This window comes from Streptomyces sp. NPDC111802, assembly GCF_055634335.1.
In genome coordinates this window covers 1-23,129 of record NZ_JBVKCZ010000005.1, presented here as the reverse complement: position 1 = coordinate 23,129, position 23,129 = coordinate 1, and the positions used below count along the sequence as shown (strand labels likewise).

The window sequence follows — 23,129 nt, the reverse complement described above, 5'->3', positions numbered from 1 at the left end:
AGCTGGTTTCAACAGGACTGAACCTTACGGGGGTTGAGATGTACAAGGCGGTACGGGCGCGGATGCGCAGGCAATTGTGGAGGGTGCGAGCGGCGCGGAGGGACGCCGGGATGGTCACCTCCGAGTACGCGATGGGGATCGTCGCGGCGGTGGCGTTCGCCGTGGTGCTCTACAAGGTCGTGACGAGCGGCGAGGTAAGCGCGGAGCTGCAGGCCATCGTGAAGCGGGCGCTCGATGCGCGGATGTGAGCGGGAAGGGAGGCGCGAGCGCAGGGCGGCCTGGTGCTCGGACCGGGGATTTGTGACGGCTGAGTCGGCTGTCGTGCTGCCCGTGCTGGTCATGTTCGCGATGGCGCTGGTGTGGGGCCTGCTAGTGATGGCGGCGCAGATCCAGTGCGTGGACGCGGCCAGGACGGGCGCTCGCGCGGCAGCACGGCAGGATCCGATCGACGAGGTCATCGAGGTGACCCGTGAGGCGGCACCGCGCGGTGCGTCGGTCACGGTTGACCGAGAGGGGGACGAGGTCCACGTGGTCGTCGTGGCCAAGCCACCGGTGCTGAGGGGGCTCGCCTTCGAGGTACGGGAGGAGGCCGTGGCGTCGACGGAGGAGACGGTGGGGGCGGGGACATGAGGAGCAGAGGTTGCGCAACCGGGAGCAGTCCTCGTGCAGGGCTCTGGTCGAGGCGTGACTCAACTGGAGGTCGGCGCACGGCCCGCAAGCTCGCCGTCGCCCTCCGCGCCGACCACAGCTCGGACCGTGGTTCCGCCACCGTCTGGAGCCTCGGTGCCATCACCGTGCTCTGCGTCGTCTTCGGCGTCGTACTCGCCCTGGGCCACGCCGTGGTGACCCGGCACCGTGCGGCCGGCGGTGCGGATCTCTCGGCGCTGGCGGCGGCCGATCACTGGGCGGAGGGCGGTACGGCCGCCTGTGCGCGGGCGGAACGGGTTGCGCGGGCGCAGGGAGTGCGGCTCGTGCGGTGCGTGATGGTCGGCGAGGTCTCGGACGTGACGGCGGCGTCGGGCCGAGGGCCCTTCGAGGCGGAGGTCAGGGCACGGGCGGGGCCTGCGGGGTCGACGACGGCTTCGGGGACGCTGGGGTCGACGATGGCTTCGGGGACGCTGGGGTCGACGACGGCTTCGGGGACGCTGGGGTCGACGATGGCTTCGGGGACGCTGGGGTCGACGACGGCCCCGGGGGCGCGGGGGTCGACGACGCGTTCGGAGACTCCGGGCTCGACGCCGCCTTCGGGGACTCCCGGGTCGGCGGGGCCACTCGGTCGGACGGGACCTCTCGGGTCGACGGAGCCTGCGAGGGCGGCCGTTCCGCCGACAGGGCCGCTGCTCGGCCCGGCGCGGACGGACCGGTCGAGACCGGGTCCGTGAGCGGCTGAGCGGCCGACGTGGGCCTCCCCGGCCCCTCCCGGGCCGGGACGGATCCCCCCTCCCCTTCGCCCTCCCCGCCCGGGGCAGTGAACTCGTCCGGCGTCGGCCCAGTCACCCCGCCCCGGTCAGCCACTTCATCCGGCGTTGGCCCAGTTGCCCCACCCCCGGCTGCCACCTCGCCCTGCGTCGGCCGCCCAGCAACCTCGCCCCGAGTCGACCCCTCAGCCACCCCATCCCGAACAGACGAGGGCAACGCCCCATCCCCACCCCCACCCCCACCCCCACCCCCACCCGCGCCGGCCTCCCCCTCCGCCGCCCCCTTCAACAGCACACCGAGCAACCGCACCGCCCCCCTCTTGTGCAACGGGTCATTGCCGTTGCCGCACTTGGGGGACTGGATGCAGGACGGGCAGCCGGCGTCGCACTCGCAGGAGGCGATGGCCTGGCGGGTGGCCGTGAGCCAGGAGCGGGCCGTGTGGAAGGCGCGTTCCGCGAAGCCGGCGCCGCCGGGGTGGCCGTCGTAGACGAAGACCGTCGGGAGCAGCGTGTCGGGGTGGAGCGGGATCGAGACGCCGCCGATGTCCCAGCGGTCGCAGGTCGCGAAGAGCGGGAGCAGCCCGATGGAGGCGTGCTCGGCGGCGTGCAGGGCGCCGCCGAGGATCTCCGGGTTGATCCGGGCCTCGTCCAGCTGGTCCTCGGTGACCGTCCACCACACCGCGCGCGTGCGCAGCGTACGAGGAGGGAGGTCGAGTTTCGTCTCGCCCAGTACTTCGCCGGTGATCACCCGGCGGCGCAGGAAGGAGACCACCTGGTTGGTGACCTCGACGGAGCCGTAGCACAGGCGGCCGTCGCCCCATGGGACCTCGATGTCCGTCTCCAGGACGGAGATCGCCGTCGTGTCGCGGGCGACCGTGGCATACGGCGGGGCAGCCTCCTCGACCAGGGCGACCGAGTCCTCCAGGTCGAGGGAGCGGACGAGGTAGGTGCGGCCCTGGTGCAGATGGACCGCGCCCTCGTGCACGGTGCCGTGCGCGGCGCCCGCGTCGACCGTGCCGAGCAGTCGTCCGGTGCCGGCCTCGACCACCTGGACCGGGCGGCCGCCCTCGCCGCGGATGTCGGTCAGGTCGGCGGCCCGCTCGCGGCGCGTCCAGTGCCAGGCCTTCGTACGGCGGCGCAGCAGCTTCGCGGCCTCCAGCTGCGGCAGCAGCCCCTCGGCCTCGGGGCCGAACAGCGCCAGGTCCTCGTCCGTCAGCGGGATTTCCGCGGCCGCCGCGCACAGGTGAGGGGCCAGGACGTACGGGTTGTCCGGGTCGAGGACCGTCGATTCCACCGGACGGTCGAACAGGGCCTCGGGGTGATGGACGAGGTAGGTGTCCAGCGGGTCGTCGCGGGCGACCAGGACGGCCAGCGCCCCCTGCCCGGAGCGGCCGGCCCGGCCCGCCTGCTGCCACAGAGAGGCTCGTGTGCCGGGGTAGCCGGCGATCAGTACGGCGTCCAGGCCGGAGACGTCGATGCCGAGTTCCAGGGCGGTGGTGGCGGCCAGGCCGAGGAGTTCGCCGGAGTGGAGGGCCTGTTCCAGGGCGCGGCGCTCCTCGGGGAGGTAGCCACCCCGGTACGCCGCGACACGCCGGGCGAGGGAGCGATCTACTTCGGCGAGGCGTTCCTGGGCGATCAACGAGATCAGCTCGGCGCCGCGCCGGGAACGTACGAAGGCGACCGAGCGGATGCCCTGCACGGCCAGATCCGTCAGGAGGTCCGCCGTCTCGGCAGTGGCGGTACGCCGGACGGGGGCGCCCTTCTCGCCCCGGAGCTCGGTGAGCGGGGGCTCCCAGAGGGCGAAGACCAGTTCGCCGCGCGGGGAGGCGTCGTCGGCGACCTCGACCACCGGGAGCCCGGTGAGGCGGCGGGCGGCCACCGCGGGCTCGGCGGCGGTCGCGGAGGCCAGCAGGAAGACGGGAGAGGCGCCGTAGCGGGCGCACAGGCGGCGCAGGCGGCGCAGGACCTGGGCGACATGGGAGCCGAAGACGCCCCGGTAGGTGTGGCATTCGTCGATGACGACGTACTTCAGCGACTTGAGGAAGGAGGACCAGCGGGGGTGGGACGGGAGTATGCCCCGGTGCAGCATGTCGGGGTTGGTGAGCACGTAGTTGGCGTACTGGCGGATCCACTCGCGTTCCTCGAATGGAGTATCGCCGTCGTACACGGCGGGTCGAACAGAATTGCCCAGCGGATGTGAAAGTTCCTTCACCGAACGGCACTGATCCGCCGCAAGAGCCTTGGTCGGAGCCAGGTAGAGAGCGGTGGCGCCACGGCCGTTCGGGGCCTCGGAGCCGTCCAGGAGTGTCGAGAGGACCGGCACGAGGTAGGCCAGGGACTTGCCGGAGGCCGTGCCCGTGGCGACGACCACCGATTCGCCGTCCAGGGCGTGCTCGGCGGCGCGTGCCTGGTGGGCCCAGGGATGTTCGATTCCGGCCGTCTGTACAGCGGCGATGACCTCCGCGCGGATCCGGTCGGGCCAGACGGCATGGCGGCCCGCACGCGGGGGCACATGCTCCGTATGAGTGATGCGCGAAGCCCGACTCGGCCCCGAGGCGAGTCGGCCCAGCACCGCGCCCGGGTCCACCCGGGAAACGGGGCCAGTCGGGGATCGATCGGATCGGTGATTCTTGGCCATCGGGACCGAGTGTGTCACTGGCGTGACGGACAATGGGACCAAGGCGTCGTGCACGCCTGCCGGTAAGTGATTGAATGCCATCGCGGCTGGCGAACTGTCCTGGGGACTGCAAGCCGAGGTGTCCCGAGGGACGACCGCTCGATAGCAAGGTGCTGGAGGATCCGTGGACCTGTCCCTGTCGACCCGTACCGTCGGCGATCGTACGGTCGTCGAGGTCGGTGGCGAAATCGACGTATATACCGCGCCCAAGTTGCGCGAGCAGCTGGTCGAGCTGGTGAACGACGGGAGTTTCCACCTCGTCGTCGACATGGAGGGCGTGGACTTCCTCGACTCCACCGGGCTCGGCGTGCTGGTCGGCGGCTTGAAGCGGGTTCGTGCCCATGAGGGCTCCCTGCGCCTGGTCTGCAACCAGGAGCGCATTCTCAAGATCTTCCGCATCACCGGCCTCACCAAGGTGTTCCCGATTCACACCTCGGTCGAGGAAGCGGTAGCGGCGACCGACTGATCACCGGACCCGGGCGCGCCGCACGGCGTGCCCGGGGCGGCAGAAGTTGAAAGGGAAGGGGGAGCGGGCTTTCGGCGGCCCGGTTCCCCCCGACAGCACGCCCGAAGTTCCGAGGGGGATGCATGGCCACCGTTGAACTCCGCTTCAGCGCGCTGCCCGAGCACGTCAGGACCGCCCGGCTGGTGGCGGCAGCGGTGGCGCGCAGGGCCGGAGTGGACGAGGCCGTCCTGGACGAGGTCAGGCTCGCCGTTGGCGAGGCCTGCTCCCGGGCCGTCGGGCTGCACCAGAGCGTCGGCCTCACGGCGCCGGTGAAGGTGGCGCTGATCGAGGAGGAGAAGCAGTTCTCCATCGAGGTCGGCGACGAGGCGCCGCGTTTCGCTCCCGGTGAGCGGGCTCCCGGTGCCGCGGGCGACGACGGCGAAGTCGACGCCGAAGAGGACGAGATGGGACTCGCGGTCATCAGCGGTCTCGTCGACGACGTGGAGGTCTCCGCAGGGGAGCATGGTGGGCTGATCCGTATGACCTGGCCGACCACACCGCCGGCCGCGGTGCTCCCCTGAACGAACGACCCACCGAACGACCTCATCACGAAGGGGCCCTGCTCAGCAGGGCCCCTTCGTGTTTTCATGAGGGGTGCCGAGAATTCGTGAAGGAATTCACGATCGATCTCCCGATAATTCGATCAAGCTTCAATGCTCACGTCAATGGTTTTAGGGCGTTAGCGCTTTCGGGTCGTGTGGCGGGATGTCGATCATTTGCTGAACGGCATGTGAAGGCCGATTCCGTTTACCGCCATCTGTTTTGATCAGGTTCCGGTACCTAGAATCCGTCCACATCTTGAGCTCAGCCCAAGCGTCAAGGAGGACGAATGGCGGGGCTTTCTACCCCTCAGCTGGACCATCCCTCAACCCTCGCAGCCGCGGTGTTGACCGACGACAACCGGATCATCGTCACGGTCATCGGCGTCGTCGCGCTGGCCGCGCTCGTGGTCGCCGGCGTCCTGGTGCGCCAAGTGCTGGCGGCGGGCGAGGGCACCGACAGCATGAAGAAGATCGCGGCAGCGGTCCAGGAAGGCGCCAATGCCTATCTGGCCCGGCAGCTGCGCACGCTCGGCGTATTCGCCGTCGTCGTGTTCTTCCTGCTCATGCTGCTGCCCGCGGACGACTGGAATCAGCGCATCGGCCGATCGGTGTTCTTCTTGATCGGCGCCGCGTTCTCGGCGGCCACCGGTTATATCGGCATGTGGCTCGCCGTGCGCACCAATGTCCGCGTCGCCGCGGCCGCACGGGAAGCGACCCCGGCGGAAGGTGAGCCCGAAAAGGATCTCACCACCGTCTCGCACAAAGCAATGAAGATCGCTTTCCGCACGGGCGGCGTCGTCGGCATGTTCACGGTGGGGCTCGGTCTGCTGGGCGCCTCCTGTGTGGTGCTGGTGTACGCGGCCGACGCGCCGAAGGTGCTCGAAGGATTCGGTCTCGGTGCCGCGCTGATCGCGATGTTCATGCGTGTCGGCGGCGGCATCTTCACCAAGGCCGCCGACGTCGGCGCCGACCTGGTCGGAAAGGTCGAACAGGGCATTCCGGAGGACGACCCGCGCAATGCCGCGACCATCGCCGACAACGTGGGCGACAACGTCGGCGACTGCGCGGGCATGGCGGCCGACCTGTTCGAGTCGTACGCGGTGACCCTGGTCGCCGCCCTGATCCTCGGCAAGGCGGCCTTCGGCGACTCCGGTCTCGCCTTCCCGCTGATCGTGCCCGCGATCGGCGTGATCACGGCGATGATCGGCATCTTCGCCGTGGCTCCGCGCCGCACCGACCGCAGCGGCATGACCGCGATCAACCGCGGCTTCTTCATCTCCGCGGTGATCTCGCTCGCGCTCGTGGCAGCGGCCGTATTCATCTATCTGCCGTCGTCGTACGCCGACCTCGACGGCATCAGCGACGCGGCCATCGCCGCCAAGGACGGCGACCCGCGGATCCTCGCGCTCGTCGCCGTGGGTATCGGCATCCTGCTCGCCGCCGTCATCCAGCAGCTGACCGGCTACTTCACCGAGACCAACCGGCGCCCGGTCCTGGACATCGGCAAGTCGTCGCTGACCGGTCCCGCCACCGTCGTCCTCGCCGGCATCTCCGTCGGCCTGGAGTCGGCCGTCTACACCGCCCTGCTGATCGGGCTCGGCGTGTACGGGGCGTTCCTGCTCGGCGGTACGTCGATCATGCTGGCGCTGTTCGCGGTGGCGCTGGCCGGCACCGGCCTGCTCACCACGGTCGGCGTGATCGTCGCCATGGACACCTTCGGGCCGGTCTCCGACAACGCGCAGGGCATCGCCGAGATGTCCGGCGACGTCCAGGGCGCGGGCGCCCAGGTGCTCACCAACCTGGACGCCGTCGGCAACACCACCAAGGCCATCACCAAGGGCATCGCCATCGCCACCGCCGTGCTGGCGGCGGCGGCGCTCTTCGGGTCGTACCGCGACGCCATCACCACCGGCGCGCGGGACGTGGGCGAGAAGCTCAGCGGCGAAGGCGCGCCGATGAACCTGATGATGGACATCTCGCAGCCCAACAACCTCGTCGGCCTCATCGCGGGCGCCGCGGTCGTCTTCCTGTTCTCGGGGCTGGCGATCAACGCGGTCTCGCGGTCGGCGGGTGCCGTGGTGTACGAGGTGCGGCGGCAGTTCCGCGAGCGGCCCGGGATCATGGACTACACCGAGAAGCCGGAGTACGGCAAGGTCGTCGACATCTGCACCCGGGATGCCCTGCGCGAGCTCGCCACGCCCGGTCTGCTCGCCGTGCTGGCGCCCATCTTCATCGGGTTCACGCTCGGGGTCGGCGCCCTCGGCGCGTTCCTCGCGGGCGCGATCGGCACCGGCACGCTGATGGCGGTGTTCCTCGCCAACTCCGGCGGCGCCTGGGACAACGCCAAGAAGCTCGTCGAGGACGGCCACCACGGCGGCAAGGGCAGTGAGGCCCACGCCGCGACGGTGATCGGCGACACGGTCGGTGACCCCTTCAAGGACACCGCCGGTCCCGCGATCAACCCGCTGCTGAAGGTGATGAACCTGGTCGCGCTGCTCATCGCGCCCGCGGTCATCCAGTTCAGCTACGGGGAGGACAAGAACGTCGGCGTACGGGTCCTGATCGCCGTCGCCTCGCTCCTCGTGATCGTCGGCGCGGTCTACGTCTCCAAGCGGCGTGGCATCGCCATGGGTGACGAAGGCAACGCCGAGCGGGTCACCAAACCGGCTGATCCCGCGGTGGTTTCGTAGGCGGTCATACGACGGCCCAGCTCAAGAGGCGGGCGGGCGGCGCGCGTTGGTGCGCCGCCCGCCCGCCTTGTGCGTTTTCACGCCCTAGCCGTGACCCTTCTCTCACATGGTGCAAAGAGTCGGACAACGTAATGAATGCCGCATTCGACGCACAGCTGTTCGTCGCCCGACGTGTAAGGTCCGTTGGCCGAGAGCCACGGAAGGGACCGAACCGGTGAACAAGAAGCTCGCGGCCGCACTGTCCGGCGGTGCGGTACTGGTGCTGGCGCTGACGGGATGCACGAGCGACGAGGGCAACAAGGAACTCGACGCCTGGGCCAAGAAGGTCTGCGACGCGGTGCCGGCGCAGAACGCGAAGATCTCGGCGGCCTACGTCGCGATCACCAAGGCCGCCAAGGACACCACCAGCACGCCCGAGGAACTCCAGCAGGCCGACTCCAAGGCCTTCCAGGACCTCGCCGAGGGCTACAAGGCCCGCGCGACCCTCATCGGCAGCGCCGGGGCGCCTCCGGGGGTCGAGGGCGGCGCGACGGTCCAGAAGGACGTCGTCAAGAAGCTCACCGCCCTCTCCGCCGCCTACGCCGACCTGAAGAAGCGGGTCGACGGGCTGGACACGAAGAACCAGGGCAAGTTCGCGTCCGGTCTGAAGGACGTGTCGGCCGAGATGAAGCAGGTGGAGACCCAGCGCACGAGCGCGATCACGGCGCTGAAGAAGCTGGAGTCCGGCGACACCAAGAAGGCGCTGACCTCGCAGGAGGGCTGCAAGCAGGCCGCCGTGGCGTCCGGCGCGGCCGAGGCCACCGACAGCTGAGCCGACGCGGCCTGCGACGGCCGAGCCGTTTCGCCGCCTCCGCGGCTGAACCGTTTCGCTGCCCTCCGCTGTCGAACCGTTCCGCTCGCAGGTAGCCATGCCGACTCGGGGGGCGGGCGCGGGCCACAATGGGGTCGTGAGTGACTCCGCGCTGCCTGCCCTGCCCGACTCCGACCGCCCCGATGTGGCCGCCCGGCTGCGGGAGGCCCTGCTCGGGGCCTCCTTCACCGCCGACGGGCTGCTCGAACTGCTCGGCGCGCCCGCGTACGCGGCGCTCGCGCGCAGTGAGACCGTGCCCGCGCTCCGGGCGACCCGGGGAGACACGCCCCTGGAGGCGCTCGTACGGCTGTTCCTGTTGCAACAACCCGTGCCGCACGCGCGCGTGGCGGACGTACTGCCTCTGGACGCGTGTCTGGAGAGCGGGTGGCTGGTCCGGGTCGGCGGCGACTCGGGCGACGACGTCTCCGCGACCGTGGATGTACGGCCGTACGGCGGGCCCGAAGGCGAGGACTGGTTCATCGTGTCCGACCTGGGATGCGCGGTCGGCGGAGCGAGCGGCATCGGCAGCAAGGACGAGGGTGTCGTCCTCGGCGTCGGCGGCGCCTCCACGACCCTCGCCGGCATCACCGTCCGTACGCCCGTCCCCGCCGCCCTGGACCTCGGCACCGGATCCGGCATCCAGGCGCTGCACGCCGCGCAGCACGCCACGCGCGTGACGGCGACCGACCTCAATCCGCGCGCGCTCCACATCACCGCGCTGACGCTCGCGCTGTCCGGCGCCCCGGCCGCGGACCTGCGGGAGGGCTCGCTGTTCGAACCGCTCAAGAACGGCGAGACATACGACCTGATCGTGTCCAACCCGCCGTTCGTGATCTCACCGGGCGCGCGGCTGACGTATCGCGACGGCGGGATGGGCGGGGACGATCTGTGCCGGTCGATCGTTCAGGGAGCGGGGGAGCGGCTGAACGAGGGCGGGTTCGCGCAGTTCCTCGCCAACTGGCAGCACGTGGAGGGGGAGGACTGGCAGGACAGGCTCAGGTCGTGGGTGCCACGCGGGTGCGACGCGTGGATCGTGCAGCGCGAGGTCCAGGACGTCACGCAGTACGCCGAGCTGTGGCTCAGGGACGCCGGTGACCACCGGGGTGACCCGGCCGAGTACCAGGCGCGGTACGACGCGTGGCTGGACGAGTTCGAGGCGCGCAAGGTGAGGGCCGTGGGGTTCGGCTGGATCACCCTGCGCAAGGCGTCGGCCGCCGTGCCCTCGATCACGGTGGAGGAGTGGCCCCATCCGGTCGAGCAGCCGCTCGGCGACACGGTGCGGGCGCACTTCGACCGGCTCGACTATCTGCGTGCCCGCGACGATGCGGCCCTGCTGGCGGACCACTTCCGGCTGGTCGCCGAGGTGGTGCAGGAGCAGGTCGGGATGCCCGGCGCGGAGGACCCGGAGCACGTGGTGCTGCGCCAGCACCGCGGTATGCGCCGGGCCGCTCAGGTGGACACGGTCGGCGCGGGTTTCGCCGGCGTGTGCGACGGCACACTGAGCGCGGGCCGCATCCTGGACGCCATCGCCCAACTGATGGGCGAGGACCCGGTCTTGCTGCGCGACCGTACCCCCGCACAGATCCGGCTGCTGGTGGAGCAGGGCTTCCTCGAACCGGCGCGGTGACCCGGGCCGGGCTCGCGCTTCTTGGCACACCTGAGGTGTTTCGGCACCTCTGATGGCCTTGCCTCCCGGCGCGCCTTCGGGGGGCGCTGTCCCGGGTCTCGGGGAGGCGTGATGGCGGGGGAGAGGCCGGATCACCGCGAAGGCGCCGGGGAGGCTCGCGTACGACGAGGAGTTGGCCTGCGAGGTCGCGCCGAAGGAGATCGCGCTTGCGGACGTGCCGATGGACGCGAGCGAGACCTCGCGGCGCATTGCGCGGGCCCGCAGCGAGGCCCCGGACGCGGTGGATCTCCAGGCCGTCGTACGGAGTTCGGGGCCGCTGACTCCTGTTCAGGCGGCCCGTGTCGGGCTCGACGCGCGGACCGCCGGGCTCCGGATCAGCATTTTCCACAGGGATGTGAAACCGGCCAACATCCTTCTGGCATCGGCCGCTTCGGGCGACCTCTACGCGCGCGAGTTGCTCACCGACTACGGCATCGCCCTCCAGCCCGAGTCCCGCAAGCAAGCCCCGTCTCACGGCCACCGCGGGCATCCTCGGGCCCCCCGGCTCCCTCGCCCCAGAGCGCGCCCGCGGCGAACCGCCCACGCCCGCCGCCGACCAGTTCTCCCTCGGCACCACCCTGTATGCCGCCGCGGCCGGCCCGCGGCCTCTTCGACCGCCACGGCGGCACCCCACCCCGACGGCCATGCTCGGCGAGGACCCGACCCCACCGCTCCGAGCCGCCGCACGTGGGCTGGACAGGCCAGCCGCCATACACCGGGAGCCCCCGCCTCGTCGCCGCCGTACGCCGCGAGCCCCACCCCGCCCCCGTACACGGGAGTCGCGACCACGCCGTCGTACCGACGAAGGACCGGTTCGCCGCGACGGGCAGCGGTACGGCATGTCTCGTACTCGGCAGGCATGCGACTGCTGGGTCTACGAAGAACAGGAGGACGGTTACAACGCCCCGTTGATCGACTGCTCCGAACCGCACACCGACCAGGCCATAGGCACGGTTCAGGCGCCCGGCGAAATGAACCACAAGAAGGGCCCCACAACATCACCAAGCTGTGCGGGAACAAATTCGAGTCGCTCTGGGTGCCGGGTACCGAGGGGACCGTCTACGGCTGGATCGCGGACGAGGAGGACTGGGAACTGGGCTTCAGCAAGGTCGTGTGCATGGTCAGCCGGGGCCGACGGATCCGAGACGACCGGAAAAATATTCGTGTCCGGCGCGGTCTGAGGCGGGCGAGGCCGGCGAGGGTGGAGGATCCTGTGGGGCGGCTGTGGCAGGCGGGACCGCGGGGTCTGGAGAGTCCACAGTCGCGTCGGTTCCGCGTTCACCTGAGGTTCGCCTGAGCGCCGTCCGCACGTGTCAGCCTCGCCGGGCTGGGGCACACGTGGACGGGAGAAAAGGGGCAAGCGGGTCATGGAAAGGGGACCGGCGATCTTCGCTGGGATCGTGTTCGCCCTGTTCGGAGGCGGGCTGCTGGTGTGGACCGCGGTCCGGGTACGACAGCGCCAGCCCGTCGCCCACGGTGTGAACCCCGTCGCATCAGCGACCCTCGCGGGCCTTGTCTCGGTGATCGCGCTCATCCTCGGAACGTGGTGCTTCACCCGCCTCTGAGAACGGCCGATGAGCTGGGCGACCGATAATTGGCGAGCCGTCTTCCGGAAAGGCTCGAATAGACCTGTGGCGACTCCGGGCGGCAGGAATGGCGGAAGTCGGGTTACCGTTCGAGTGGCCGTTGCGGGCTTTTCCCGTTTGACAACGGGGCGGGATGTACCGTCACACTCCGCAGCGTCACCACCACCACCCGACCCCGGGACCCAAGCGACCTGGGGAGGCCCCAGCGTCGACCGGAGAGAAGAGCGAAGTTGTCCCCGACCAGCGAGACCGCACAGGGCGGCCGCCGACTCGTCATCGTCGAGTCGCCTGCCAAGGCGAAGACGATCAAGGGCTACCTCGGCCCCGGATACGTAGTCGAGGCGAGCGTCGGGCACATCCGCGACCTCCCGAACGGCGCCGCGGAGGTGCCGGAGAAGTACACCGGCGAGGTACGCCGCCTCGGTGTGGACGTCGAGCACGACTTCGAGCCGATCTATGTCGTCAACGCCGACAAGCGGGCTCAGGTCAAGAAGCTCAAGGACCTGCTGAAGGACTCCGACGAGCTCTACCTCGCCACCGATGAGGACCGCGAGGGCGAGGCCATCGCCTGGCACCTCCAGGAGGTCCTCAAGCCCAAGGTCCCGGTCAAGCGGATGGTCTTCCACGAGATCACCAAGGCCGCGATCCAGGCCGCCGTCGCCAACCCGCGCGAGCTGAACCAGAAGCTGGTGGACGCCCAGGAGACCCGCCGCATCCTCGACCGTCTCTACGGCTATGAGGTCTCGCCGGTCCTGTGGAAGAAGGTCATGCCCCGGCTGTCGGCCGGCCGTGTGCAGTCCGTCGCCACCCGGCTCGTCGTGGAGCGGGAACGCGACCGCATCGCGTTTCGTTCTGCTGAGTACTGGGACCTGACGGGCACCTTCGCGACCGGCCGCACGGGGGACTCGTCGGACCCGTCGTCGCTGGTCGCCCGCCTGCAGACCGTCGACGGCAGGCGGGTCGCGCAGGGCCGCGACTTCGACTCCCTGGGACAACTCAAGAGCGCGAACACGCTCCACCTCGACGAGGCGAACGCCCGCGCCCTCGCCGCCGCCCTGGAGCAGACGCGGTTCGCCGTCCGGTCCGTCGAGTCCAAGCCGTACCGCCGCTCGCCGTACGCCCCGTTCCGTACGACGACGCTGCAGCAGGAGGCCAGCCGCAAGCTCGGCTTCGGCGCGAAGGCCACGATGCAGATCGCGCAGAAGCTGTACGAGAACGGCTACATCACGTACATGCGTACGGACTCCACGACGCTGAGCGACACCGCAGTCTCGGCCGCCCGCGCCCAGGTCACGCAGCTGTACGGCGCCGACTACCTGCCGTCCGCCCCGCGCACCTACGCCGGGAAGGTCAAGAACGCCCAGGAGGCGCACGAGGCGATCCGCCCCTCCGGCGACCGCTTCCGCACGCCTGCCGAGACCGGGCTGACCGGCGACCAGTTCAGGCTCTACGAGCTGATCTGGAAGCGGACCGTCGCCTCCCAGATGAAGGACGCGACCGGTAACTCCGTCACCGTCAAGATCGGCGGCACGGCGGCCGACGGACGGGACGTCGAGTTCAGCGCGTCCGGCAAGACGATCACCTTCCACGGCTTCCTGAAGGCCTACGTCGAAGGCGCCGACGACCCTAACGCCGAGCTGGACGACCGCGAGCGCCGACTCCCGCAGGTCAACGAGGGCGACGCGCTCAGCGCCGAGGAGATCACGGTCGACGGGCACGCCACCAAGCCCCCGGCCCGCTACACCGAGGCCTCCCTGGTCAAGGAACTCGAAGAGCGCGAGATCGGCCGCCCGTCGACGTACGCGTCGATCATCGGCACGATCCTGGACCGCGGCTATGTGTTCAAGAAGGGCACGGCGCTCGTCCCGTCCTTCCTGTCCTTCGCCGTGGTCAACCTCCTGGAGAAGCACTTCGGGCGGCTCGTCGACTACGACTTCACCGCCAAGATGGAGGACGACCTCGACCGCATCGCCCGCGGCGAGGCCCAGTCCGTGCCGTGGCTGAAGCGGTTCTACTTCGGCGAGGGCACGCACAACGGCAGCGCGGCCGACGCCGGCAACGGCGACGGGGACCACCTCGGCGGCCTCAAGGAACTGGTGACCGACCTGGGCGCGATCGACGCGCGCGAGGTGTCGTCGTTCCCGGTGGGCAACGACATCGTGCTGCGCGTGGGCCGCTACGGCCCCTACATCGAGCGCGGCGAGAAGGACACCGAGCAGCACCAGCGCGCCGACATCCCGGACGACCTGGCGCCTGACGAGCTGTCCGTGGAGCTGGCCGAGGAACTGCTGGCCAAGCCGAGCGGCGACTTCGAGCTGGGCAACGACCCGCAGACCGGCCACGCGATCGTCGCCAAGGACGGCCGCTACGGCCCGTACGTCACCGAGGTGCTCCCCGAGGGCACCCCGAAGACCGGCAAGAACGCGGTCAAGCCGCGCACGGCCTCGCTGTTCAAGTCGATGTCGCTCGACACGGTGACGCTGGAGGACGCGCTCAAGCTGATGTCGCTGCCACGCGTCGTCGGCACCGACGCGGACGGCGTGGAGATCACCGCGCAGAACGGCCGCTACGGCCCGTACCTGAAGAAGGGCACGGACTCGCGCTCGCTCCAGTCCGAGGACCAGCTCTTCACGATCACGCTGGAAGAGGCGCAGGCGATCTACGCCCAGCCCAAGCAGCGCGGTCGCGCGGCCGCCAAGCCGCCGCTGAAGGAGCTGGGCACCGACCCGGTCAGCGAGAAGCCGGTCGTGGTCAAGGACGGTCGCTTCGGGCCGTATGTGACGGACGGCGAGACCAACGCGACCCTGCGCTCCGGCGACAGCGTCGAGACGATCACGCCGGAGCGCGGCTTCGAGCTGCTCGCCGAGAAGCGCGCCAAGGCGCCCGCCAAGAAGACGGCGAAGAAGGCCCCGGCGAAGAAGACGGCCGCCAAGAAGGCCGCCCCGGCCAAGAAGACGGCCGCCAAGAAGACCGCGGCGAAGAAGACGACGACGGCGGCGGCGGCGAAGAAGACCACGGCGAAGAAGACGGCCGCCAAGAAGGCGACGGCCTCCAATTCGTCGGCGGAGGACTGAGCCGCCCTCACCCCGGGACCAACCGGGCTCCCATGGAGGCCGGTTGACGGTCCGGTTCTTCACTTACGGTTCGCAAAACGAACGCCTCGGCATCAGTTTGGTGTCGGGGCGTGCGTACGTTCGGGCGGGAGCGCCGGGCTGTCGGTGGCTCCCGATAGGCTGAAAGCATGACGCGAGCCGAGCAGCCAACGGCCCCCAACACGGCCCCCGACGACGCCCTCGCGGCGGACTCACGCGAGCGCGCCGTCCGCGCCCTGCTGCGCCGACCGCAGCTCAAGCGACTGTGGAGCGCGCAGTTGGTGGGCGGTGTCGGCGACATCCTCGCCCTTTTTGTGCTGGTGCTGCTGGCCCTTCAGGCGGCGATCGCCGAAGGGTCGTTCGGCGGTGGCTACCGGGGCGTGGCGTTCGCAGTGGCGACCGTCTTCGGCGTGCGCATCCTGGCCACGCTGCTCTTCGGCGCCATACTCCTCGGCCCGCTGACGTCGCTGACCTCGCAGGACGGCCCGCTCGACCGGCGCTGGACCATGGTCGGCGCGGACGGACTGCGGACCGCCCTGCTGATCGTCGCGCCCCTGTGGATCGACTGGACGCCGGACAACGCGCTGGCGCTCCTCCTGGTGACCGTCTTCGTGACCGGCGTGGCCGAGCGTTTCTGGACGGTGTGCCGGGAGAGCGCGGCGCCCGCGCTGCTGCCGCCCCCGCCGCCGGAGGGCGCGACGGTACGACCGCTGCCCGACCACATGGACGCCCTGCGCCGCCTGTCGCTGCGTACGAGCTTCGTGGCGGTCCCGATGGCCGCCGCCGCACTCGTCGCCGCCGCCCTGCTGAACAATCTGCTCGGTGCCGGGCTCGCCTGGTTCGAGCAGCACCAGGCGGCCCTCGCGTCGTATGTCGCGGCCGGTCTGTTCGCCGCGTCCCTGTCCGTGCTGACCTTCCTGGAGCTGCCCGACACGCGCACCCCGCGCGCGCGGTCGCCGCTGGAGGGACTGCGCCGCCCGAAGACCGGCTCGGGCGTGGACAAGGGCCGTACCGGCGCGATCGCGCTGCTGGTGACGGCATGCGCGGCGGTCGCCGCAGCGGTGGCCGCGGCCGTCGCCGTCGCCGTGCTGCACGCCAAGGACCTGGGCGGCGGCCCGGTGCTGTACGGCCTGCTGATGCTCGCGCTGACCGGCGGCGTGGTCGTCGGCATCCGTACGGCGCCCTCCGTGCTGCCCGCCCTGTCGCGGCGCCGGCTGCTGGCGCTGGCCATCGCCTTCACCGGCATCGCGCTGCTGGCCGCGGGCCTGGTCCCGGACGTCACGACCGTCCTGCTGATCGTCGCGTTGGCCGGGGTCGGCGCGGGCGTGTCCGCCAACACCGGGCACACGCTGATCGACCAGGAGGCCGAGGAGTTCCGGCGGGCGCGCACGACCGAGCATCTGCACGCGGTCGTACGGGTCTGTGTGGCGCTCGGCGCGGTGATCGCGCCGCTGGTGGCCGCGCTCATCGGGCCGCATCGGCTGGAGAGCGGCAAGTTCGTCTTCGCGCACGGCGGTGCGGCGTTCACGCTGATGCTGGTCGGGGCGCTGCTGCTGCCGGTGGCCGTGCTGGTGCTGGCCAAGGTCGACGACCGTTCCGGTGTGCCGCTGCGGCAGGACCTGCGGGACGCGGTGCTCGGCGGGGACGACCCGGAGCAGGTGCCCGCGACGTCCGGTTTCTTCATCGCCCTGGAGGGCGGCGACGGCGCCGGGAAGTCCACCCAGGCCGAGGCGCTCGCCGAGTGGATCCGGGGCAAGGGCCACGAGGTCGTCGTCACCCGCGAGCCCGGCGCGACGCCGGTCGGCAAGCGGCTGCGGTCGATCCTGCTGGACGTGTCGAGCGCCGGCCTGTCGCACCGCGCCGAGGCACTGCTGTACGCGGCGGACCGCGCGGAGCACGTGGACACGGTGGTCAGGCCGGCGCTGGAGCGCGGCGCGGTCGTGATCTCGGACCGGTACATCGACTCCTCGGTCGCCTACCAGGGCGCGGGCCGCGACCTGTCGCCGACGGAGATCGCCCGTATCAACCGCTGGGCGACGAACGGACTGGCACCCCACCTGACCGTGCTGCTGGACGTCTCGCCGGAGATCGCCCGCGAGCGGTTCACCGAGGCGCCGGACCGGCTGGAGTCGGAGCCCGCGGAGTTCCACGCGCGCGTGCGCTCCGGCTTCCTGACGCTGGCTGCTGCCGACCCCGGGCGTTACCTGGTGGTGGACGCGGGCCAGGAGCCGGAGGCGGTGACGACGGTCATCCGGCACCGGCTCGACCAGCTGCTGCCGCTGTCCGAGGCGGAGATCCAGGCGCAGGAGGAAGCGCGCCGGAAGGCCGAGGAGGAGGCCCGCCGCAAGGCCGAGGAAGAGGCGGCCCGCAAGGCCGAGGAGGAGCGCCTGGAGCGCGAGCGCCAGGAGCAGCTCGCCCGGCTGCGCGCCGAGGAGGAGGAGCGCAAGCGGCGCGAGCTGGAGGAGGCGCAGCGGCGCGAGGCCGAACGGCAGGCGGAGGAGGCCCGGCAGCGGGCCGAGGAAGCGAGCCGACGGGCCGAGGAGGAGCGCCAGCGCCTCCTCGCGGAGGAGAAGGTGCGCGCCGAGGAGGAAGCGCGCCGCAAGGTCGAGGAGGATCGGCGCCGCAAGCAGGCCGAGGAGGAGGCACGCATCCGTGCCGAGGCCGAGGCGCGGCGCCTGGAGAAGCAGCGCAAGGCGGAAGAGGCCCTGCTGCGGGCGGAGGAGGCCCGGCGGCTGGCCGAGCAGGCCGCGGCCGCGGCGGAGGCGGGTCCGAAGCCGACGGAGCCAGAGGCCCGGGCTGCCTTCCGGGACGCGGCGACGGTTCCCACGCCTTTGGTGACGCCGGGGAACGCGCCGGGTGGGGCGTCGGACGAGACGACTGTGCTGCGGCCGGTGCGCGATGAGGAGCGTGGCGGCGAGCGGCCGTCCGGTGAGCGTGCTTCCGGGGAATCGTCCGAGTCGGAGTCCGAGGTGACGACGAGGCTGCCGCAGCCTCCGGCGCCTCCGGGTGCGGCAGATGAGACGGCTGTGCTGCCTCCTGTTCCCCCGGGTGCGGCAGATGAGACTGCTGTGCTTCCGCCGGTTCCTCCGGGTGCCGCGGACGAGACGGCCGTTCTGCCTCCCGTGTCGGGGGACGAGCCCGGGGGTCGGGTTCCGCCGGGGCACTTCCGCGACGAGGAACGTACGCGTGAGATGCCCCAGATCGACGAGGCGGGTGCGCCGCGGCGCAGGGCTCGGTCCGACTGGGCCGAGGAGACGCCGCTGGACGATCTGCCGACGCTGGCGGACGAGCTTCTCGGTCCGCATGAGGACGAGTACGACGAGGACGGGGGCCGGGGGCGGGGTCGGCGGCGCTGAGTCGGCGGGGTCGCGTCGGCCGAGTGCGGCTGTGTCTGGGCCGGCGTGACCTGACCAAGTAGACAGAGGCGCGGCCGACGTGCCCCGACCCACCCAAGGGGCGCGGGGAACTGCGCGCTCAGCCCCCACCGGCCCGCACCCGCCGCCCGACCGCCAGTCCTGCCCGCTCCCCGACCCACCGTCGCCCGACCGCCGGCGCCGGCCGACGTGACCGGACCCGACCCGCCCGGCGCCCGTTGTCAGTGCCGCCCCGCACAATGGGTCGGGCGACGTGAAGTGTGACGAAAGGCGGGCGTGACCCCATGACCGTATGGGACGACCTGGTCGGCCAGGAGCGGGTCAGTGAGCAGCTGGGCGCTGCCGCTCGGGACGCCGACGCCCTCGTCACCGCCGTTGCCACCGGCGCGCCGCCCCCAGAGGCATCCAAGATGACGCATGCCTGGCTGTTCACGGGGCCGCCCGGGGCGGGCCGGAATCAGGCGGCCAGGGCGTTCGCCGCGGCGTTGCAGTGCGTGAGCCCGGACCGCGCGCTCGGCGGTGCCCCCGGCTGCGGTTTCTGCGACGGATGCCATACGGCGCTGGTGGGCACGCACGCAGACGTCACGACCGTCGCCGCCGTCGGCACCCAGATCCTCGCCGACGACATGCGGGACACCGTCCGCAAGTCGTTCACCTCGCCGGCGAACGGCCGCTGGCAGATCATCCTCGTCGAGGACGCGGAGCGGTTGAACGAGAAGTCCGCCAACGCCGTCCTGAAGGCAGTGGAGGAGCCCGCCCCCCGCACGGTCTGGCTGCTCTGTGCCCCCTCCATCGAGGACGTCCTGCCCACCATCCGCTCCCGCTGTCGCCACCTGAACCTGAGCACGCCCTCGGTCGACGCCATCGCCGACATGCTGGTACGCCGGGAGGGCGTCGACCCCGCCGTGGCCGCTGCGGCGGCCCGCGCCACCCAGGGCCACGTCGATCGGGCCCGCCGCCTGGCCACCGACCCGGCGGCCCGCGAGCGCCGGGCCGCCGTGCTCAAGCTGCCGCTGCGCCTCGGCGAGGTCGGCGCCTGCCTCAAGGCCGCCCAGGAGCTGGTGGATGCCGCCGCAGAGGACGCCAAGCAGCTGGCCGAGGAGATGGACGGCAAGGAGACCGAGGAGCTGAAGGCGGCGCTGGGTGCGGTCCAGGGGGGCAGGATGCCGCGTGGCACGGCGGGCGTGATGAAGGATCTGGAGGACAAGCAGAAGCGGCGCCGTACGAGGACGCAGCGCGACAGCCTCGACCTCGCCCTGACCGACCTCACCGCCTTCTACCGCGACGTCCTCGCCCTCCAGCTCGGCTCCCGCATCGCCCTCGCCAACACCGATGCCGAGGACGCCCTCGACCGCATCGCCCGCGACAGCTCGCCGGAGTCCACGCTCCGCCGCATCGAGGCGATCGCCGCCTGCCGCGATGCACTCGAGAGCAATGTGGCGCCGCTGCTGGCGGTGGAGGCGATGACCATGGCACTCAGAGCGGGCTGAGCCGGCCCCGGCTCCAGCGCGGCCCGGGCTCTCATCCGCAAGTGATCAACGGGAGGTTGACCGTGTAACACGTACGAGCCGCAGCCTGCGCACGCAGAGCATCCGAACCACTGCACAGAGTTACGCTCGCCAGATGCACACCAGGTACAGCTCCCCACTCAGCCCAGACCCGAGCCGGAGCGGACCGGATCCACGCAACCGCCGTCGGCACCACCGGCGGACGGGCACACTCGGCACCCTCCTCGCCGTCGCCGCGCTGCTCGCCTCCGCCTGCACCTCCGGCGGATCGACGCACCCGGGGAGCCCGGCGGCCGAGGCCGCGCTGGCCGCGTTGCCGCAGTCGACACCGGCCGCGCTCGCACCGTACTACGGGCAGAAGCTGACCTGGCGCGACTGTGGGGCGCCCGGCTTCCAGTGCGCCACCATGCGGGCGCCGCTCGACTACGCGAAGCCGGAGGCCGGGGACACCCGGCTCGCTGTGACCCGCAAGAAGGCGACGGGACCCGGCGAGCGGCTCGGATCGCTGCTCGTGAACCCGGGCGGGCCTGGCGGTTCGGCGATCGGTTATCTCCAGCAGTACGCGGGGATCGGCTACCCGACCGTGGTGCGCGCCCGCTACGACATGGTCGCGCTCGATCCGCGCGGAGTCGCCCGCAGCGAGCCGGTCGAATGCCTCGACGGCAAGGAGATGGACGCCTATACACAGACGGACTTCACGCCGGACGACGAGCGGGAGACCGGCGAGCTCGTCGACGCGTACAAGAAGTTCGCGGAAGGGTGCGGAGCGGACGCCGCCGGTCTCCTCCGCCATGTCTCCACCGCCGAGGCGGCCCGCGACATGGACATCCTGCGTGCGGCGGTGGGGGACGACAAGCTCACGTATGTGGGGGCGTCGTACGGCACCTTCCTCGGGGCGACGTACGCCGGGCTCTTCCCCGACCGGGTCGGCCGGCTGGTCCTGGACGGCGCGATGGATCCCTCACTGCCCGCCCGCCGGATGAACCTCGACCAGACTGCGGGGTTCGAGACGGCGTTCCAGGCGTTCGCGAGGGACTGCGTACGGCAGCGGGACTGCCCGCTGGGCACCAAGGCGAGCGAGGTCGGCCGCAACCTCAAGGCCTTCTTCGAGAAGCTCGACGCGAAGCCCGTCCCGACCGGCGACGCGGACGGTCGTGAGCTGGGCGAATCCCTTGCCACCACCGGTGTGATCGCGGCGATGTACGACGAGGGCGCCTGGGCACAGCTGCGCGACGCGCTGCACTCGGCGATGCGGGAGAACGACGGAGCGGGCCTCCTCGTCCTCTCCGACAGCTACTACGAGCGCGACGCCGACGGCCGCTACACGAACCTGATGTTCGCCAACGCCGCCGTGAACTGCGTGGATCTCCCAGCGGCCTTCTCCACCCCCGACGAGGTCCGCAGATCCCTCCCCGCGTTCGAGAAGGCGTCCCCCGTCTTCGGCGAGGGCCTCGCCTGGGCCACCCTGAACTGCGCGTACTGGCCGGTGGCCGCCACCGGCGAACCGCGCCGCATCGAGGCGAAGGGCGCGGCCCCGATCGTCGTGGTCGGCACCACCCGCGACCCGGCGACCCCCTACCGCTGGGCCCAGGCCCTCTCCCGCCAGCTCTCCTCGTCCCGCCTCCTCACCTACGACGGCGACGGCCACACGGCGTACGGCCGGGGCAGCACCTGCATCGACGACACGATCAACGCGTACCTCGTCCGAGGGACGCCACCGACCCGGGACAAGCGCTGCGCATAGCCACCACCAACCGCCCCGGAATGCGGCCCTCCGGGGCGGCGGAGGGCCGGGCAGGCGTTGGTACGGAGCACTTCAGAAACTGTGTAGACTTACCGACGTTGCTGATCGCACCATAGTGCGGACAGCGTGCCGCCTTAGCTCAGATGGCCAGAGCAACGCACTCGTAATGCGTAGGTCTCGGGTTCGAATCCCGAAGGCGGCTCATCTTGCGCCCAGGTCAGACATCGTCTGACCTGGGCGTACTTCATTTGACCGGCGCGGGCCGTGGGTGGAGGCAGAGGCGCAGGCATGGTGGCTTCTTGAGCCCGGAGTCGGAGCGCGAGACCGGGTGGCCGGTTGTTCCTGCTCTACCGTTCAAGTGCACGAGCACTCGACGGGTTGCTCAGCAGTTGTCACCGCTTCCCACGCCGCCGCCCGGCACGTACGGCGCGGCCGTGTCGCAGCTGGATGCGTATCCCTCGGACATGTCGGACGCCGAGTGGGCGAGGGCCGGGGCGGTCAGCCGGAGGGTTGCTGTCACCGGCAGATGCTTCCGCCGTAGCCACGGAGAGCGAGAACCTGTGTACACTCGTCCGAAGACTGGACCTAGTGGATTCTGCCGACCAAACCCTGACGATGAGTCAGGAACCCGGCGATTTCCTCTTGACCTATTGATATCCACTTCGTGGTGATGGTCATGGTCCGTAGTGGTTCAGGAGCTGGTCGGGGGGCTGGTGTAGTGACAGCGGCTGCATGCGATATTGCCGTATTGGTCGGTCTTGACCGCTTGGAATGCCAGGTCGTGCAGGGTGGAGAGGTTCCCGGGCAGGCGCGCAGTGCGGGCCTGGCGGCGCTCCTCCTCGAAGGTGTCATCCAGGACGTGATGCCGGTACTCGGCGGGCCAGTGCAGCTGTTGACGGACCGCCAGGTCGCTGGGTCTCGCGTCCGAGGCCGGCAGGCTGGTGATACCGAACACGTATTCCTTCGACCACGGTTGCGGACTCCATGCCCGCGCGCCAAATCCGGCAAAGCATGGCTGATCACGAGAACTGTCTGACCATCACCATGGAACGGAACTCGCCGGGGCCCTGGTGATGAAAAACGCCGTTTCCGACAGCCAAGCCCATTGACGAGGTCCTGTCCCAGGCTATTCGGGGGAAACCTGTGCCGCAAACCTTGCTGAGCAAGCCTTGCTGAGCGTCCATGGCCCTGGACGGCCAGTGGGCGAATTTTCTGAGACAGTGGTCCCCGCAATCGATGAATTGGACCACTGTATCATTCATGCCCTGCGTATCGACGGTCGGGCGCCGTTCAGCCGGATCGCCGAGGTTCTGGGCGTCTCCACGCAAACAGTCGCCCGTCGCTACGGGCGGCTGAGCAGCGAGCTGTCGCTTCGCGTTGTCGGGGTGGTGAACCCGCGGCAACCGTCAGCTGGGAAGTGGATTCTGAGGCTCACGGCCAGCCCGAACACCGCTCAGAGTGTCGCGTACAGCCTGGC

General features: G+C 70.7%; 15 protein-coding genes, 1 tRNA gene and 2 pseudogenes. 15 read left to right on the top strand and 3 right to left on the bottom strand.

The window, feature by feature from the left end:
* Positions 1 to 38: 38 nt before the first annotated feature.
* From ACZ7NC_RS06330 to ACZ7NC_RS06320, 3 genes and pseudogenes are all read left to right on the top strand, one after another.
* Positions 39 to 248, top strand: a complete 210-nt coding sequence (locus tag ACZ7NC_RS06330) for a DUF4244 domain-containing protein (RefSeq protein ID WP_471485412.1) — start codon at positions 39 to 41, stop codon at positions 246 to 248.
* Positions 235 to 630, top strand: coding sequence for a TadE family type IV pilus minor pilin (locus tag ACZ7NC_RS06325; protein WP_471485410.1), 396 nt, complete (start codon positions 235 to 237; stop codon positions 628 to 630). The genes ACZ7NC_RS06330 and ACZ7NC_RS06325 overlap by 14 nt, the downstream gene beginning before the upstream one ends.
* Positions 627 to 1,070, top strand: a pseudogene (locus tag ACZ7NC_RS06320) (Rv3654c family TadE-like protein); the annotation flags it as partial. The gene ACZ7NC_RS06325 and the pseudogene ACZ7NC_RS06320, both read left to right, overlap by 4 nt.
* A gap of 619 nt (positions 1,071 to 1,689) precedes the next feature.
* Here ACZ7NC_RS06320 and ACZ7NC_RS06315 read toward each other — a convergent pair.
* Positions 1,690 to 4,137: pseudogene (locus ACZ7NC_RS06315) on the bottom strand (DEAD/DEAH box helicase); the annotation flags it as partial.
* An 82-nt stretch (positions 4,138 to 4,219) separates the two neighbouring features.
* On the opposite strand from ACZ7NC_RS06315, the gene bldG reads away from it, so the two are divergent.
* The 11 genes from bldG (at position 4,220) to ACZ7NC_RS06260 (ending at position 21,854) form a co-directional block, all read left to right on the top strand.
* A complete protein-coding gene (gene bldG, locus ACZ7NC_RS06310) occupies positions 4,220 to 4,561 on the top strand; it encodes an anti-sigma factor antagonist BldG (RefSeq protein ID WP_003975386.1) in 342 nt (113 codons plus the stop codon).
* Between the two features lie 122 nt (positions 4,562 to 4,683).
* Positions 4,684 to 5,121 (top strand): ATP-binding protein, encoded by a 438-nt coding sequence (locus tag ACZ7NC_RS06305; RefSeq protein ID WP_471485409.1) that lies wholly within the window; start codon positions 4,684 to 4,686, stop codon positions 5,119 to 5,121.
* A 308-nt stretch (positions 5,122 to 5,429) separates the two neighbouring features.
* Complete coding sequence (locus tag ACZ7NC_RS06300; protein ID WP_471485407.1) at positions 5,430 to 7,832, top strand: sodium-translocating pyrophosphatase; 2,403 nt, start codon at positions 5,430 to 5,432, stop codon at positions 7,830 to 7,832.
* Between the two features lie 214 nt (positions 7,833 to 8,046).
* Complete coding sequence (locus tag ACZ7NC_RS06295; RefSeq protein WP_471485406.1) at positions 8,047 to 8,643, top strand: small secreted protein; 597 nt, start codon at positions 8,047 to 8,049, stop codon at positions 8,641 to 8,643.
* A 136-nt stretch (positions 8,644 to 8,779) separates the two neighbouring features.
* A complete protein-coding gene (locus ACZ7NC_RS06290) occupies positions 8,780 to 10,309 on the top strand; it encodes a DUF7059 domain-containing protein (RefSeq protein ID WP_471485404.1) in 1,530 nt (509 codons plus the stop codon).
* 1,406 nt (positions 10,310 to 11,715) lie between these two features.
* Positions 11,716 to 11,913, top strand: a complete 198-nt coding sequence (locus ACZ7NC_RS06285) for a hypothetical protein (protein WP_471485403.1) — start codon at positions 11,716 to 11,718, stop codon at positions 11,911 to 11,913.
* A 251-nt stretch (positions 11,914 to 12,164) separates the two neighbouring features.
* On the top strand, positions 12,165 to 15,008 hold the full coding sequence (topA, locus tag ACZ7NC_RS06280; RefSeq protein WP_471485401.1) for a type I DNA topoisomerase: 2,844 nt from the start codon (positions 12,165 to 12,167) through the stop codon (positions 15,006 to 15,008).
* Between the two features lie 167 nt (positions 15,009 to 15,175).
* Positions 15,176 to 18,382: a dTMP kinase gene (tmk, locus tag ACZ7NC_RS06275; protein WP_471485400.1), complete on the top strand. Its 3,207-nt coding sequence runs from the start codon at positions 15,176 to 15,178 to the stop codon at positions 18,380 to 18,382.
* A 302-nt stretch (positions 18,383 to 18,684) separates the two neighbouring features.
* Entirely contained in the window at positions 18,685 to 19,890 is a 1,206-nt protein-coding gene (locus ACZ7NC_RS06270) for a DNA polymerase III subunit delta' (protein ID WP_471485398.1), read from the top strand.
* A gap of 133 nt (positions 19,891 to 20,023) precedes the next feature.
* Positions 20,024 to 21,652 carry an alpha/beta hydrolase gene (locus ACZ7NC_RS06265; RefSeq protein WP_471485396.1) on the top strand — a complete coding sequence of 543 codons (1,629 nt, stop codon included), beginning with the start codon at positions 20,024 to 20,026 and terminating at the stop codon, positions 21,650 to 21,652.
* A 128-nt stretch (positions 21,653 to 21,780) separates the two neighbouring features.
* Positions 21,781 to 21,854 (top strand) — tRNA-Thr (locus tag ACZ7NC_RS06260).
* Positions 21,855 to 22,034: 180 nt separating this feature from the next.
* Here the strand turns inward: ACZ7NC_RS06260 and ACZ7NC_RS06255 are convergent.
* Together ACZ7NC_RS06255 and ACZ7NC_RS06250 are read right to left on the bottom strand one after the other, a co-directional pair.
* Entirely contained in the window at positions 22,035 to 22,172 is a 138-nt protein-coding gene (locus ACZ7NC_RS06255) for a hypothetical protein (protein WP_471485394.1), read from the bottom strand.
* A gap of 171 nt (positions 22,173 to 22,343) precedes the next feature.
* Positions 22,344 to 22,607, bottom strand: a complete 264-nt coding sequence (locus ACZ7NC_RS06250) for a hypothetical protein (protein WP_471485392.1) — start codon at positions 22,605 to 22,607, stop codon at positions 22,344 to 22,346.
* 265 nt (positions 22,608 to 22,872) lie between these two features.
* On the opposite strand from ACZ7NC_RS06250, the gene ACZ7NC_RS06245 reads away from it, so the two are divergent.
* Positions 22,873 to 23,129, top strand: a 257-nt coding sequence (locus ACZ7NC_RS06245; protein ID WP_471485390.1) for an AsnC family protein, incomplete at its 3' end; no start/stop codon positions are given.

Excerpts from the sequence above, each read along its gene's own strand:
- ACZ7NC_RS06285 (WP_471485403.1), top strand. The coding sequence starts at position 11,716 with ATGGAAAGGGGACCGGCGATCTTCGCTGGGATCGTGTTCGCCCTGTTC.
- tmk (WP_471485400.1), top strand. The coding sequence starts at position 15,176 with ATGACGCGAGCCGAGCAGCCAACGGCCCCCAACACGGCCCCCGACGAC.
- ACZ7NC_RS06305 (WP_471485409.1), top strand. The coding sequence starts at position 4,684 with ATGGCCACCGTTGAACTCCGCTTCAGCGCGCTGCCCGAGCACGTCAGG.
- ACZ7NC_RS06325 (WP_471485410.1), top strand. The coding sequence starts at position 235 with ATGCGCGGATGTGAGCGGGAAGGGAGGCGCGAGCGCAGGGCGGCCTGG.
- ACZ7NC_RS06330 (WP_471485412.1), top strand. The coding sequence starts at position 39 with ATGTACAAGGCGGTACGGGCGCGGATGCGCAGGCAATTGTGGAGGGTG.
- ACZ7NC_RS06270 (WP_471485398.1), top strand. The coding sequence starts at position 18,685 with ATGACCGTATGGGACGACCTGGTCGGCCAGGAGCGGGTCAGTGAGCAG.
- ACZ7NC_RS06300 (WP_471485407.1), top strand. The coding sequence starts at position 5,430 with ATGGCGGGGCTTTCTACCCCTCAGCTGGACCATCCCTCAACCCTCGCA.
- ACZ7NC_RS06265 (WP_471485396.1), top strand. The coding sequence starts at position 20,024 with ATGCACACCAGGTACAGCTCCCCACTCAGCCCAGACCCGAGCCGGAGC.